The organism is Pantoea sp. PSNIH1 (genome assembly GCF_007680655.1).
Taxonomy (GTDB): domain Bacteria; phylum Pseudomonadota; class Gammaproteobacteria; order Enterobacterales; family Enterobacteriaceae; genus Pantoea; species Pantoea eucrina.
This window is the reverse complement of sequence record NZ_VEIP01000001.1, coordinates 428,882-442,436: the sequence shown is the minus strand read 5'-3', so window position 1 is coordinate 442,436 and position 13,555 is coordinate 428,882. Positions and strand designations below refer to the sequence as shown.

Genomic DNA, 13,555 nt, shown 5'->3' with positions numbered 1-13,555 from the left:
ACGTCCAAGCCTGAGGTTCTTCTCGTGCCTGATATGAAGCTATTTGCTGGTAACGCCACCCCGGAACTAGCACAACGTATTGCCAACCGCCTTTACACCAGCCTCGGAGACGCCGCTGTCGGTCGTTTCAGCGACGGCGAAGTAAGTGTACAGATTAACGAAAATGTACGCGGTGGCGATATTTTCATCATCCAGTCCACCTGTGCCCCCACCAACGATAATCTGATGGAGCTGGTTGTGATGGTCGACGCGCTGCGTCGGGCTTCTGCTGGTCGAATTACCGCTGTTATCCCCTATTTCGGTTATGCCCGTCAGGATCGCCGCGTGCGCTCAGCGCGTGTACCGATCACCGCTAAAGTGGTGGCTGACTTCCTCTCCAGCGTCGGCGTGGATCGCGTGCTGACCGTTGATCTGCATGCCGAACAGATTCAGGGCTTCTTTGATGTGCCGGTAGACAACGTCTTTGGCAGCCCGATTCTGCTGGAAGATATGCTGCAGCTTGGCCTGGAAAACCCTATCGTGGTTTCCCCGGATATTGGTGGTGTGGTGCGCGCCCGCGCAATTGCCAAACTGCTTAATGACACGGATATGGCTATCATCGACAAACGTCGCCCGCGCGCGAATGTTTCTCAGGTTATGCATATTATTGGTGATGTCGCAGGCCGTGACTGCGTGCTGGTCGACGATATGATCGACACCGGCGGTACGCTGTGCAAAGCGGCTGAAGCACTGAAAGAGCGTGGTGCCAAGCGCGTATTCGCGTATGCCACCCACCCTATCTTCTCAGGCAACGCGGTTGAAAATCTGCGCAAGTCCGTCATTGATGAAGTAATTGTTTGCGATACCATCCCGCTCTCGGAAGAGATGAAAGCGCTGCCAAACGTGCGCACGCTGACGCTTTCCGGCATGCTGGCTGAAGCTATTCGTCGTATCAGTAACGAAGAATCTATCTCTGCTATGTTTGAACATTAATTGTTCACGCTTAACCGGGCCTCGCGCCCGGTTTTTTATGCTTATCCGCTTCCTCCTGCCTTGCTGAAGCTGCTTTTTCCCGCGCGCTTCGCCCTATAAATTTTCAGTCTGTGCACTATTTCCCCTGCCTTCTGCTCTTTTTCACTTTCGCGCTGTCCGGCACTTCAGCAGCCCCGGAAATAGTGCTATTTTCAGCGCCACTTTTTTCCGGGAACGCCCACTGCCATGATGCTCGATATTTATACGCTGTTTGTTTGCGAGCTTTATGTGCTGGGGTTTCTGAGCATCATTATGATATTTGCCTGGGTCGGCGCTCAGTACGATCGCGTGCTGGGCTTTACCACGCTGACCCTGATCCTGACGCTGTGCGCGGTGTTTCTCAGCAGCCTGCGCAGTGCCGGCCTGCAGTTTCTTCCGGTTGCGCTGGGCAATGTCATAGTTATGCTGGCTTATGGTACGCTGCTGTGCGCATTTCGTACTTTCTGTAAACGACCCGCTGGCCTGCTGTGGCCCGGTGGCGCGCTGCTCTGGGCGCTGCTTTGCCTGCTGCCCGATTTCTATCACAGTCAGCCACTGCGGGTGCTGGTGCTCTGCCTGCTCTGCATACTCTACACCGCAGCCTTTATCACCCTGCTGTGGCGCGCGCGCAGCATGCTGAAAGTGACGTTCTGGCCTGCGCAGACGCTGCTGTGGATCCATCTCGGCTTTCATCTTGCGCGGATTTTTCTCGATGACGCCGTGGCCAGCCGCCTGCCGGGCGCCATTGGCGGCTCGGGTTTCTCGATTTACGTGATCCTTGAGTCGATTCTGTTTGTGATTGGCCTGACCTTTACCCTGCTGGCCATGGTTAATGAACGGTCGCAGGTGGCGCACAGGCTGGCGTCACTGCGCGATCCGCTGACTGGCACATGGAACCGGCGCGCGCTGTTTGAGCAGGCGGATAATGTGCTGCGGCGGCGGGTCAGAATCTCCTCTGCCGCCGGGTTTAGCGCGGTGCTGTTCGATCTTGACCATTTTAAGAGTATTAACGACCGCTACGGCCACCTGCAGGGTGACCGGGTGTTAATCGACTTTTGTCAGATAGCTGAGGCGCAAATGCCGGCAGAAAGCTATTTCGCCCGGCTCGGCGGCGAGGAGTTTGCCGCGCTGGTAACCGGTGACAGTGCGCAGGTGCAGCGCGTATGTGAAGCTATTCGCGTGGCAACGCAGCGGTCGCAGCCGGCCGGCATCGGTTATACCGTCAGCATTGGCTATGCCCCGGCCGATCCGGCCGTCAGCCAGTTTCCGGCACTGCTGGCGCTGGCTGATGAAGCGCTCTATCGCGCCAAAGCCCACGGCCGCAACCGGACAGAGTGCTACATTGCCCGGCCACAGCCGGTTACTGAAGTGGCGATTTAATGTGGCGTATGGTTACGGCGACAGCGGACGTCACCATGGTGACGATGCCAGTAGTAACGATCTTCAATCTTCTCGCGGCCACTGACGCGGGCGCCCGCCAGCCACAACAGCGCCCCGATAAAGATGCCAAACATGGCTCCACTGGCCAGCAGAGGCGGCATATTCACTGACGGCAGCTGATTGACCACGGATGAGGCGACGCCTGCAACCATGGTCAGCAGTCCCAGACACATCAGGCTATTGCCTATAACGCGGCATTGATGACGTTTCATGAATCACCTCCATCCTTATGAGCAAAGTAAAAAACCGCACATAACGTTAACCTGTCATAAGTTTAGGCAATGATAGCGGGACATTTTGCGCCCAGGATCACACAACACAATGTGCAAATGACAAAAATTTACCTGCAGCATCTTGTTTTATATAGAAATTGACTAATCACACTCTGACACTACTTTTGCCTGACAATCTTTGTCATCCCTCTCAGCAGACAGTAAACTAGCCACCTTTCTGCAGGAGAACAGGATAACTATTGTGAGCAGCATTAAACTGATTGTGGGACTGGCAAATCCCGGTGCCGAATATGCGGCGACGCGTCATAACGCCGGCGCGTGGTATCTGGATCTGCTGGCCAGCCGCCATAATCAGGCGCTAAAAGAGGAGCCTAAATTCTTTGGCTATACGGCGCGCCTGGCTCTGGCCGGGAATGATGTGCGACTGCTGGTGCCGACCACCTATATGAATCTCAGTGGTAAAGCGGTGGCGGCAATGGCGACGTTTTACCGCATTACGCCTGAAGAGATTCTGGTGGCGCATGATGAGATGGATCTGCCGCCGGGCGTTGCCAAATTTAAACAGGGCGGCGGGCACGGCGGGCATAACGGCCTGAAAGACATTATCAGCAAGCTGGGTAACAACAATAATTTTCACCGTTTACGCGTAGGTATCGGTCATCCTGGCGATCGCAACAAGGTGACCGGATTTGTGCTGGGGAAACCGCCGGCCAGCGAGCAGAAGCTGATTGATGACGCGGTTGATGAAGCGGTGCGCTGCACGGAGCTATGGCTGAAAGAGGATAAGATTAAAGCGATGAATCGTCTGCACGCTTTCAAAGCGGGCTAAGGCAATTCCCGCGCCGCGCCGGGCAATTCTGTGTATAATGCGCGAAATTTTTTGAATCAGGCGTACCGCCCGGCGGTGTGCCACCCTCAGTGAGAAAGGTAATCAGATCATGGGATTTAAATGCGGTATCGTGGGCCTGCCAAACGTTGGTAAATCTACCCTGTTTAACGCGCTGACCAAAGCGGGTATCGAAGCAGCGAACTTTCCGTTCTGCACCATCGAGCCAAACACTGGCGTAGTACCGATGCCCGATCTGCGCCTCGATCAGCTGAGCGAGATTGTTAAACCCCAGCGCGTGGTGCCTACCACCATGGAGTTCGTGGATATTGCCGGACTGGTAAAAGGCGCATCGAAAGGCGAAGGCCTCGGCAACCAGTTCCTGACCAACATCCGTGAAACTGAAGCGATTGGTCACGTAGTGCGCTGCTTTGAGAATGAGAACATTATTCACGTCTCAGGCAAAGTTAACCCGGCGGAGGATATTGATATCATCAATACTGAGCTGGCGCTTTCTGACCTTGATACCTGTGAGCGCGCCATCCAGCGCTGCCAGAAAAAAGCCAAAGGCGGTGATAAAGACGCGAAAGCGGAGCTGGCTGCGCTGGAGAAGTGCCTGCCACACCTGGAAAACGCCGGCATGCTGCGTGCCCTGAAGCTGGACGCTGATGAAAAAGCCGCTATTCGCTACCTGAGCTTCCTGACGCTGAAGCCCACCATGTACATCGCCAACGTCAATGAAGATGGCTTTGAGAACAACCCGTACCTTGACCAGGTACGCGCTATTGCTGAAGCAGAAGGCTCGGTAGTGGTGCCGGTGTGTGCTGCCGTTGAATCTGACATCGCTGAGCTGGATGATGAAGAGCGCGATGAGTTTATGGCTGAGCTGGGTCTGGAAGAGCCAGGTCTGAACCGCGTGATCCGCGCCGGTTACGCGCTGCTGAACCTGCAGACTTACTTCACCGCTGGCGTTAAAGAAGTGCGCGCCTGGACCATCCCGGTAGGCGCCACTGCCCCACAGGCCGCCGGTAAAATTCACACCGATTTTGAAAAAGGTTTTATCCGTGCGCAAACCATCGCCTTTGATGACTTCATCACCTATAAAGGTGAGCAGGGTGCCAAAGAAGCGGGCAAAATGCGTTCCGAAGGCAAAGAGTACATCGTTAAAGATGGCGATGTGATGAACTTCCTGTTCAACGTCTGATGACCCCGGCTGGTTCGCGGGATCACCGTTAATCTCGCGAAGCTAAGCAACTGCTTTCAAATCCACGCTCCGGCGTGGATTTTTTTATGGCGGCTTATGCCATTACCGTCAGGCAGTCACCGGCGATAGCCAACCATTGATAATGTAATTCATTATCATTATTATCGCGGGCATAAACTTTACGGATCAGCGTTTTTAAACGAGAAAGGGTTAGATGAAAAACGTCATTTGTGCATTTGCTTTACTGTTTACTGCCGCCAGTCAAGTCGCTGCTGCCCCCTACCCGCTGACCATTGAAAACTGTGGCTATAAAGAGACGTTTACCAAGGCGCCGGAGCGCGTGGTTGCGCTGGGACAGAACACCACGGAGATCCTGCTGCTGCTCGGGCTGCAGGATAAGATTGTTGCCAGCGCTTTCTGGCCGACAAAAGTGCTGCCGCAGCTGGCGAAGCAGAACGCCGGAATCAAAACGCTGACCGTGGAGATCCCGACGCTGGAATCGATTCTGGCGCAGAACCCGGACTTTGTACCGGCGCAGGCGCCGCTGCTGCTCGGTCCGGAAAGCAAGGTCGCAAAGCGTGAAGATTTTGCCACGCTGGGGCTGAACAGCTATATGTCGCCCGGCATGTGCGCCACCAAAAAAGGCGCGGGTGATATGTACGGCAGTCGTCAGAAATTGTGGGACATGACTTATCTGTATCAAGAGATTGACGATTTCTCACGTATCTTCAATGTGGAAGATCGCGGTCAGGCGCTGATTGCGGATTTCAGACAGCGTGAAGCCGCACTGCGTGAAACCTTCAGTAAAAACAAGCGTAACCTCTCTTTTGTCTTCTGGTTCTCTAGCTCCTCCCCTGCGGCAGACGCCTATGTGGGCGGCAAAAACAGCGCTTCCGGTTTCATTGCCAGCGTGCTGGGCGGGCATAACGCCATTACTACCGAGACCGAGTGGCCTACCGTGGGCTGGGAGAGCATTATTGCTGCCAACCCGGATGTGATTGTTGTCTCCAGCCTCGATCGTAACCGCTGGACGCTGGACAGCGCCGAAGAGAAGATTAAATTCCTTAAAAGCGACCCGGCGGTAAGCCAGCTGGATGCGGTGAAAAAAGGGCATATCGTGGTCATGGATGGCCAGGCGATGAACCCGACTATCCGCACCATCTACGGCGCGGAGCAGGTGGCAGAGCAGCTGCGTAAGCTGGGGCTGAATTAATGCCCTCCGCTGTTACCGCCGTGCGGCAGACGCTGATGCTCAGCGTGACCACAGCAGCGGCGCTGCTGCTTCTGACCCTGGTCATTGCCCTGGGGATCAGCGTGGGCGAACTCCCGGTGCCGCTCAGAAGCGTGTTTTACGCATTCAGCAATCGTCTGGGCCTGACGGCAGAGCCGCTCAATCGAATTTATGAGAGCGTGATCTGGGACTTCCGGCTTAGCCGGGCGCTGGTTGCCGCCTGCTGCGGCGCGGGTCTCGCCATCTGCGGCGCGGTGCTGCAGAGCCTGCTGAAAAACGCGCTGGCGGAGCCTTACGTGCTGGGCGTATCGGCGGGCGCCTCTACCGGCGCGGTGGCCATTGTTATTCTGGGTCTCGGCACCGGCGCTGTTTCGCTCTCGGCGGGGGCGTTTGCCGGCGCCTTTGCCGCGTTTGCGTTTGTCGCTTTTCTCACTAAGGGCGCGCGCAGCGGCAATGAACGCACCATCCTCGCCGGCGTCGCGGCTTCTCAGCTGTTTAATGCCGTGACCGCCTACACCATCAGCACGTCAGCCAGCGCCCAGCAGGCGCGTGACGTGATGTTCTGGTTACTGGGCAGTTTTAGCGGCGTGCGCTGGCCGGAATTTCAGCTGGTGCTGATTGTGGTGCTGCTGGGGCTGGCGATCTGTCTCTGGTACGCGCGCGCGCTGGATGCGTTTACCTTTGGTGATGATGCCGCCGCGTCGCTGGGTATCGCCGTACCGCGGGTGCGCCTGATCCTGTTTACCACTACCGCACTGATCACCGCCACCATTGTCAGCATGGCCGGCTCGATCGGCTTTGTCGGCCTGGTTGTGCCGCACGTGATGCGCTTTTTCTTCGGCCCGCTGCATCGCACCCTGCTGCTCGCGTGCGCGCTGGCGGGAGCGATTCTGATGGTGCTGGCGGATATCGCCTCGCGCCTGCTGATTGCGCCGCAAAGCCTGCCGGTAGGCGTGGTTACTGCGCTGGTCGGCGTTCCTTTCTTCGCCATCATCATTTACCGCTCAGGAAATAAACCATGAGTATTTGCGCTGAAAATATTACGTGGAAAGTGGGCAGGAAAGTCATTGTTAATGATGTCTCGCTGAACGTAGCGCGCGGAGAGACCGTGGGCCTGCTGGGGCCAAACGGCTCCGGTAAATCGTCGCTGCTGCGCGTGCTGGCGGGCCTGCGGCGTCCGCATGCAGGACAGGTCACGCTGGATGGCAACGATATCCGCTTTATCGCCAAAAAAGCGCTGGCGCGCCGGGTGGCCTTTGTTGAGCAGCACGGGATGACGGAGGCCAATATGCGCGTGCGCGACGTGGTGAAACTGGGACGTATTCCGCATCACTCCCCTTTCTCCAGCTGGAGTGCACAGGATGACGCCGCGGTGCTGGCGGCGCTGCAGCGCGTGGATATGGTAGAGAAAAGTGAACAGGGCTGGCAGAGCCTCTCCGGGGGTGAGCGGCAGCGGGTGCATATTGCGCGGGCGCTGGCGCAGATGCCGAGCGAAATTCTGCTGGACGAGCCGACCAACCACCTCGATATTCATCACCAGATGCAGTTAATGAAACTGATCAGCGAACTGCCGGTGACCAGCATCGTCGCAATACACGATCTCAATCACGCCTCGATGTTTTGCGATACGCTGATTGTGATGCAGCAGGGAGAGATTGTTGCCACCGGCACGCCGCAGGCGATTCTGAATGAGGATCTGCTGTGGGATGTTTTCCGCGTGCGGGCAAAAATTGAAAACTCCCCTTACCACAGCGGTAAACACATTCACTATATCGCCTGACGGAAACCTTCATGTCTGTGCCCCGGCCCGCCACGCGGCTCTGGCTGCCTCTGCTGCCGGGCTGCCAGTTTATTTTCAACCTTGGCTTTTACGCCGTGGTGCCTTTCCTGGCCATTTTTTTGCGCGACGATCTGGCGCTCTCCGGCACGCTTGTCGGGCTGATACTGGGACTGCGCACCTTCTGTCAGCAGGGTATGTTTCTGCTCGGCGGCGCGCTCTCCGATCGCTTTGGTGCCCGGCATGTGGTGCTGGCAGGCTGCATGGTGCGTATCAGCGGCTATCTGCTGCTGGCAGGCGGTGAATCTTTAACGCCGGTTATCATGGGTGCCTGTCTGACCGGTATTGGCGGCGCGCTGTTTTCGCCCTCTATTGAAGCGCTGCTGGCGAAAGCGGGTACGCAGAGTGAAGCTGAAGGTAAACGCAGCCGGGCAGAGTGGTTCGCCCTGTATGCCGTCTGCGGTGAACTGGGTGCCGTTATCGGTCCGGCCGCGGGCGCGCTGCTGACCGGCTACGGTTTTCGCCAGATCGCCTATGCCGGCGCGGCGGTATTTATGCTGGCGATGATTGTGCTCTTTTTCACCCTGCCCGCCGCGCCAGTACGCCGCGCTTCGCTGCAGATCGTGCCGTGGTGGCGCACCTTTCACCAGCCGCGCTTTGTAGCATTTATTATCGCTTACAGCAGCTGGCTGCTGAGCTATAACCAGCTCTATCTGGCCTTGCCGGTGGAGATCCAGCGCGCCGGCGGTCAGGAGAGCGATCTGGCGCCGCTGTTTATGCTGGCCTCGCTGCTGATCATTACGCTGCAGCTGCCGCTGGCGCGTCTCGCCCGCCACACCGGCGCGGCGCGGGTTGTGCCGTGGGGCTTTGCGCTGATTACCGTGGCATTTCTCAGCGTAGCGCTGTGTGCTGATGCTACTCCCGCCGCGGGCTGGCTACGCCTGCTGCCCGCAGCAGCTTTTGTCACGCTGCTGACGCTGGGACAGATGCTGCTGGTGCCGGCGGCAAAAGACCTGGTGCCGTGGTTTGCGGAGCCGTCATCGCTAGGCGCGCACTATGGCGCCCTGGCCACTGCCGGTGGCGTGGCGGTGTTGCTGGGTAACGTCCTGCTGGGAGGCGTGCTGGAACAGGCGCGCGAACCCTCAGAGGCGGCACGGCTGCCGTGGCTACTGCTGGCGCTGTTTCCTCTCGCCAGCGCGATTGCCATGCGCATTATCTGTGCGCCATTGCGCAAAGCGTGACCTGCGGCCGGACGCGCTGCTCTCCTGCGTTCCGCACTGTGCCACAACGGGCGGATGCCCCCCTTCACGCTTTGATGAATATTGTCCTCAGCGCTGACTATTCCGCTTGCCAGAGCATGCAGCAATGTGTATTTTTATGCATTAAATTTGCATAAATTACGCATCTTGTCCCTTCTCCAGGAGAATCACTATGTTTACCCGTTCAGCCCTGCTGGGCTTAGTGCTGGCACTGTCAGCCACGGCGGCGCAGGCCGTTACCTATGTTGTCGGCTCTGGCGGCACTTACCGTCCGTTCGAATTTGAAAACGCGCAGAAGCAGCTGGAAGGGTTTGATATCGACATTATCAAGGCCGTCGCCAAAGCGGAAAATTTTGATATTAAGCTGGTCAATACCCCGTGGGAAGGCATCTTTGCCACACTCAATTCGGGCGATCGCGACATCATTATCTCTGGCATTACCATCACCGATAAGCGCAAACAGATGGTGGATTTCTCCGCGCCCTACTTCCCGGCTGAACAGGCTATTGTGGTACCGGAAACCGCCAGCGTATCGTCACTGGCGTCGCTGAAGAACCTGAACGTAGGCGTGGTGAACTCCAGTACCGGCGATATCGTGGTCTCCGATGTGCTGGGCAAAAACAGCACGGCGATTAAACGTTTTGATAATACGCCGCTGATGCTGCAGGAGCTGTATGAAGATGGTATTGGCGCGGCCGTGGGGGATGTTGGCGTGGTGAAATACTACATAAAAACGCATCCGGAAAAGCAGTTCAAACTGGTTTCAGATAACAAGTTTGAGCGCCAGTATTTCGGCATCGCGGTAGCAAAAGGCAACGATGAATTACGCAGCAAGATCAACGCCGGCCTGCAAAAAATCATTGCCGACGGCACCTATGCGAAAATTTACGCGACCTGGTTCGACAGCAACGTTCCTGCTCTTCCCGCGCAGTAATTTTCCCGTCGCCGCGCGCTCGCGCGGCACAATAAGGACGTTTTTATGACTGGCTTCCGCTGGGAAATCATCGGGGAATATATGCCGCTTTTTATCGACGGCGCGATGATGACCCTCAAATGCACGCTTATCTGTGTGATCACGGGTACCCTGTGGGGCCTGACGCTCGGCTTAGGCCGCCTGGCGTCGGCGCCGCACGGCCCGTGGAAATATATACTGCATTACGGCATTCAGTGGCCGGTGCGCATCTATATCAGCGCTTTTCGCGGCACGCCGCTGTTCGTGCAGATTATGGTCGTGCACTTTGCGCTGATCCCGCTATTTATCAATCCGCGCGACGGCGTGCTGGTGGCGAACGGCATTATGCCGGCAGAGTTTGCCCGCGAGCTGCGCGCTAACTATGGCGCTTTTCTTTCCTGCGTTGTGGCCATCACTCTTAATGCAGGCGCTTACGTATCAGAGATTTTTCGCGCCGGGATCCAGTCGATCGATCGCGGCCAGATGGAAGCGTCGCGATCGCTCGGCATGCCATATGGTCGCACTATGCGCAGAGTGATCCTGCCGCAGGCGTTTCGCCGCATGCTGCCGCCGCTCGGCAACAACGCGATCGCTATTGTTAAGGATTCATCGCTGGCGTCAGCGATCGGCCTCGCCGATCTGGCGTATGCTGCCCGTACGGTTTCAGGCGCCTATGCGACTTACTGGGAGCCCTATCTGGTGATTTCGCTGGTGTACTGGGTATTCACCTTCCTGCTGTCGCTGCTGGTTCGTTACATGGAAAAGAGGTTTGGCAAAAGTGATCCACGTTGAAAACTTGCAGAAAAACTTTGGTGAAAACCAGGTGCTGAACGGCATCAGCTGTGACATTCCGGCGCAGGAAGTATTGTGCGTTATCGGTCCGTCCGGCTCCGGTAAAAGCACCTTCCTGCGCTGCCTGAACGGGCTTGAAAGCATTGACGGCGGTCGCGTGGTGGTGAACGGGTTTGAGGTACAGGATCCCAAAACCCGCATCAATACGCTGCGTCAACACGTGGGTATGGTGTTTCAGCGCTTCAATCTGTTCCCGCACATGACCGTGCTGGAAAACCTGATTATGGCGCCGATGGATGTGCGCAAACTGTCGCGCCAGCAGGCCACAGAGCAGGCTAAAGCGCTGCTGGAGAAGGTGGGCTTAACCGATAAAATGCACGCCTGGCCAAACAGCTTATCCGGCGGCCAGCAGCAGCGCGTTGCTATTGCACGGGCGCTGGCGATGGAGCCGGAGATCATGCTGTTCGATGAGCCGACTTCCGCGCTCGACCCTGAGCTGGTCGGCGAGGTGCTGAGCGTCATGAAAATGCTGGCGCAGGAAGGCATGACCATGGTGATTGTCACGCATGAAATGGGGTTTGCGCGCGAAGTGGCAGATCGCGTGATGTTTATGGATCAGGGGATCATTCAGGAGCTGGACACGCCGGATGTGCTGTTCACCCGGCCGCAAAATCCGCGTACTCAGGCGTTTCTCAGCAAAGTGCTGGGGTGATACTGCTCCGGTAATAACAAAAATCCACGCCGCAGCGTGGATTTTTTCTGTCTGCTATCCGCTTATTTAAGCGCCAGCGCATTTTTTAGTGTGAAGAACAGATCGGTCTGATCGGTCAGCCCCACCACGTTTGCCGCGTGCGGTCCGTAAGCAGCAATGCGCAGCTGAGCACCGGTATGCTCCTGCGAATCCTCTTCCGAGTTGCCGTAGCTGATGGTCATTACCGCACCATCTTTTGTGTTCAGCGCCTGGGTCAGGCCCGGCGCTTTGGTGCCGTTCTCAACAATCTGACTGCTGTGCGCGTGGTCGGCGGTGACCACCACCAGCGTATCGCCATGTTCGCGGGCATAGGCCAGCGCCACCTGGACCGCTTCGTCGAGATCGACCGTTTCGCCAATCTGGCCGCACGGATTAGCCGCGTGATCCTGTTTATCGATTGAAGCGCCCTCGACCTGCAGGAAGAACCCTTTCTCATTTTTGCTCAGCAGGTCGATCGCTTTTGTTGTCATCTGCGCCAGCGTCGGCACCGATGCCAGACGATCCTGATTAACCTCACAGGTCACCACCGGTTTATCGATGTTGCCATGATAACTGGCTTTGGGACCCTGCCAGCGCACCGGCATATTGCCCGGCGCAAACAGCCCCAGCAGAGGCTGCTGCTGGGTGGCCTGCTGTACCGCGTTCATTGCGTCCAGGTTTTCTACCAGCTGATAGCCGCGCGCCTGCGCCTGCTCATACAGCGTTTTTCCTTTATAGTCGCCTGCTTTAGCCACCTCGTTAAAGCTCTTTGCACCGCCGCCCAGGACCACATCCGGCCGGGTCAGCAGCATTTGCTCGGTAATTGAGCCGCGGCCGCCCTGTTCTAAGGCGTTGCCCGGGCAGAGTTCGCTGGTTTTCTCCGGGCCGTAGCATTTGCGTGAGGTAACATGCGCCATCAGTGCCGCTGGCGTAGCATCCTGCAGTTCGGCAGTAGAGACATTACCCGTTGCTTTGCCGGCCGCTTTAGCCAGCTCAAGCAGCGTGATTTGATCCTTGCCATTGACGTCGACGCCAATCGCCCCGTTATAGGATTTGGTGCCTGTAGCCCACGCGGTGGCGGACGCGGCAGAGTCAGTGACGTAAGAGGGTTTATGCGTTTTTTTATCCAGCGAATAGTGCGTGTACTGCCCGGTAAGCGGAAGCGCATCAATACCGGCAAAAAAGCCGCCTGCTCCCACTGCAAGGTTACGTGCCGCGGTGATCTCAGAGTCACCCATGCCGTCGCCGATCAGTAAAATGACATTTTTCGCCGTCTGATTACTCAGCGAGGCTTTCAGCGCCTCAGTCTGATCGCTGCTCAGCCGACGCGCGCCACCATGCTGCGTCAAATCGCCAGTTGCTGCTCTATTGTATGTTGTAACATCTGCCACCGCGGAGGTGGCAATCAGCGAAGCCAGCAGTGAAACCGTCAGCAGAGGTAAGTGTTTCATTCTTCAGCATCCTTATCAGTGAGACAACCCGGTTATTTTCGCTGCCAAGTCTGCGTCAGCGGGATGACATTTTTGTGTCAGACGCGCAACGTTTCTATGACAATCGCCGCGAAGCGAACAGGGTTAATACAATCTGCGCAGAGCTTAAGCAGATAGAAAAAAAGGAGAAAATAGCGCTTGACCCTTTTCAGCTAACTCCCTATAGTAGCGCCCCGTTGACCCAGTGCGGTTAGCAAAAAAATATGTGGTGAGGTGTCCGAGTGGCTGAAGGAGCACGCCTGGAAAGTGTGTATACGGCAACGTATCGGGGGTTCGAATCCCCCTCTCACCGCCACAAATTTGAAGAAGAGCCTGAACTTACGTTCAGGCTTTTTTTTTGCATATTGCACAGTGAGAGGGGTATGAGAACCTCCGGCCGGGTTCGACGGTGAACTCTGTTCACCGGACAGCGGAGCCTGCGACGCTGCCCGCAGGGTGAGCGAAGCGAATCAATCCCCCTCTCACCGCCACAAATTTGAAGAAGAGCCTGAACTCACGTTCAGGCTTTTTTTTTGCATATTGCACAGGGAGACGGGTATGAGAACCTCCGACCAGGTTCGACGGTGACATCATGACCTTCAGACATGAGCTCACATACAGCTTTTGAGATGGCGCAAGCGACCAACTCAGC

13 protein-coding genes, 1 tRNA gene and 1 other RNA gene are annotated in these 13,555 nt (G+C 56.7%); 13 read left to right on the top strand and 2 right to left on the bottom strand.

The window, feature by feature from the left end:
• Nucleotides 1-24 precede the first annotated feature (24 nt).
• Nucleotides 25-972: a ribose-phosphate diphosphokinase gene (gene prs, locus FS690_RS02040; RefSeq protein ID WP_104085358.1), complete on the top strand. Its 948-nt coding sequence runs from the start codon at nt 25-27 to the stop codon at nt 970-972.
• Nucleotides 973-1,197: 225 nt separating this feature from the next.
• Nucleotides 1,198-2,370, top strand: a complete 1,173-nt coding sequence (locus FS690_RS02035; RefSeq protein WP_071668906.1) for a GGDEF domain-containing protein — start codon at nt 1,198-1,200, stop codon at nt 2,368-2,370.
• Here the strand turns inward: FS690_RS02035 and ychH are convergent.
• Nucleotides 2,367-2,642 carry a stress-induced protein YchH gene (ychH, locus tag FS690_RS02030; RefSeq protein WP_094111051.1) on the bottom strand — a complete coding sequence of 92 codons (276 nt, stop codon included), beginning with the start codon at nt 2,640-2,642 and terminating at the stop codon, nt 2,367-2,369. The genes FS690_RS02035 and ychH overlap by 4 nt on opposite strands.
• A gap of 262 nt (nt 2,643-2,904) precedes the next feature.
• Here ychH and pth point away from each other — a divergent pair, with 262 nt between their 5' ends.
• The 9 genes from pth to FS690_RS01985 all read left to right on the top strand — a co-directional run bounded on the left by pth (nt 2,905) and on the right by FS690_RS01985 (nt 11,416).
• Nucleotides 2,905-3,492: an aminoacyl-tRNA hydrolase gene (pth, locus tag FS690_RS02025; protein ID WP_039384967.1), complete on the top strand. Its 588-nt coding sequence runs from the start codon at nt 2,905-2,907 to the stop codon at nt 3,490-3,492.
• Between the two features lie 109 nt (nt 3,493-3,601).
• Nucleotides 3,602-4,693, top strand: coding sequence for a redox-regulated ATPase YchF (ychF, locus tag FS690_RS02020; RefSeq protein ID WP_039384969.1), 1,092 nt, complete (start codon nt 3,602-3,604; stop codon nt 4,691-4,693).
• Between the two features lie 214 nt (nt 4,694-4,907).
• A complete protein-coding gene (locus tag FS690_RS02015) occupies nt 4,908-5,906 on the top strand; it encodes an ABC transporter substrate-binding protein (RefSeq protein WP_039384973.1) in 999 nt (332 codons plus the stop codon).
• A 35-nt stretch (nt 5,907-5,941) separates the two neighbouring features.
• Nucleotides 5,942-6,946, top strand: a complete 1,005-nt coding sequence (locus tag FS690_RS02010; RefSeq protein WP_369826786.1) for a FecCD family ABC transporter permease — start codon at nt 5,942-5,944, stop codon at nt 6,944-6,946.
• Nucleotides 6,943-7,704 carry an ABC transporter ATP-binding protein gene (locus FS690_RS02005; RefSeq protein ID WP_039384982.1) on the top strand — a complete coding sequence of 254 codons (762 nt, stop codon included), beginning with the start codon at nt 6,943-6,945 and terminating at the stop codon, nt 7,702-7,704. Before FS690_RS02010 ends, FS690_RS02005 begins: the two co-directional genes overlap by 4 nt.
• Nucleotides 7,705-7,715: 11 nt before the next feature.
• Nucleotides 7,716-8,942, top strand: a complete 1,227-nt coding sequence (locus tag FS690_RS02000) for an MFS transporter (RefSeq protein WP_145339006.1) — start codon at nt 7,716-7,718, stop codon at nt 8,940-8,942.
• A gap of 190 nt (nt 8,943-9,132) precedes the next feature.
• Nucleotides 9,133-9,894: a basic amino acid ABC transporter substrate-binding protein gene (locus tag FS690_RS01995; protein WP_071668910.1), complete on the top strand. Its 762-nt coding sequence runs from the start codon at nt 9,133-9,135 to the stop codon at nt 9,892-9,894.
• Nucleotides 9,895-9,939: 45 nt separating this feature from the next.
• Nucleotides 9,940-10,704 carry an amino acid ABC transporter permease gene (locus tag FS690_RS01990; RefSeq protein WP_039384993.1) on the top strand — a complete coding sequence of 255 codons (765 nt, stop codon included), beginning with the start codon at nt 9,940-9,942 and terminating at the stop codon, nt 10,702-10,704.
• Complete coding sequence (locus FS690_RS01985; RefSeq protein ID WP_094111097.1) at nt 10,691-11,416, top strand: amino acid ABC transporter ATP-binding protein; 726 nt, start codon at nt 10,691-10,693, stop codon at nt 11,414-11,416. Before FS690_RS01990 ends, FS690_RS01985 begins: the two co-directional genes overlap by 14 nt.
• Before the next feature lie 62 nt (nt 11,417-11,478).
• Here FS690_RS01985 and phoA read toward each other — a convergent pair whose 3' ends face one another.
• The gene (phoA, locus tag FS690_RS01980; protein WP_145339005.1) at nt 11,479-12,885 is read right to left on the bottom strand and encodes an alkaline phosphatase; all 1,407 of its coding nucleotides are present in this window, start codon (nt 12,883-12,885) and stop codon (nt 11,479-11,481) included.
• A gap of 246 nt (nt 12,886-13,131) precedes the next feature.
• Here phoA and FS690_RS01975 point away from each other — a divergent pair.
• A tRNA-Ser gene (locus tag FS690_RS01975) sits at nt 13,132-13,219 on the top strand.
• 46 nt (nt 13,220-13,265) lie between these two features.
• Nucleotides 13,266-13,394, top strand: a non-coding RNA gene (locus FS690_RS01970) — RtT sRNA.
• Nucleotides 13,395-13,555: the final 161 nt, after the last annotated feature.

Coding starts and splice junctions, on each gene's coding strand:
- FS690_RS02035 (WP_071668906.1), top strand. CDS start 1,198: ATGATGCTCGATATTTATACGCTGTTTGTTTGCGAGCTTTATGTGCTG.
- ychH (WP_094111051.1), bottom strand. CDS start 2,642: ATGAAACGTCATCAATGCCGCGTTATAGGCAATAGCCTGATGTGTCTG.
- ychF (WP_039384969.1), top strand. CDS start 3,602: ATGGGATTTAAATGCGGTATCGTGGGCCTGCCAAACGTTGGTAAATCT.
- FS690_RS02015 (WP_039384973.1), top strand. CDS start 4,908: ATGAAAAACGTCATTTGTGCATTTGCTTTACTGTTTACTGCCGCCAGT.
- FS690_RS02010 (WP_369826786.1), top strand. CDS start 5,942: ATGCTCAGCGTGACCACAGCAGCGGCGCTGCTGCTTCTGACCCTGGTC.
- FS690_RS02005 (WP_039384982.1), top strand. CDS start 6,943: ATGAGTATTTGCGCTGAAAATATTACGTGGAAAGTGGGCAGGAAAGTC.
- FS690_RS02000 (WP_145339006.1), top strand. CDS start 7,716: ATGTCTGTGCCCCGGCCCGCCACGCGGCTCTGGCTGCCTCTGCTGCCG.
- FS690_RS01995 (WP_071668910.1), top strand. CDS start 9,133: ATGTTTACCCGTTCAGCCCTGCTGGGCTTAGTGCTGGCACTGTCAGCC.
- FS690_RS01990 (WP_039384993.1), top strand. CDS start 9,940: ATGACTGGCTTCCGCTGGGAAATCATCGGGGAATATATGCCGCTTTTT.
- phoA (WP_145339005.1), bottom strand. CDS start 12,885: ATGAAACACTTACCTCTGCTGACGGTTTCACTGCTGGCTTCGCTGATT.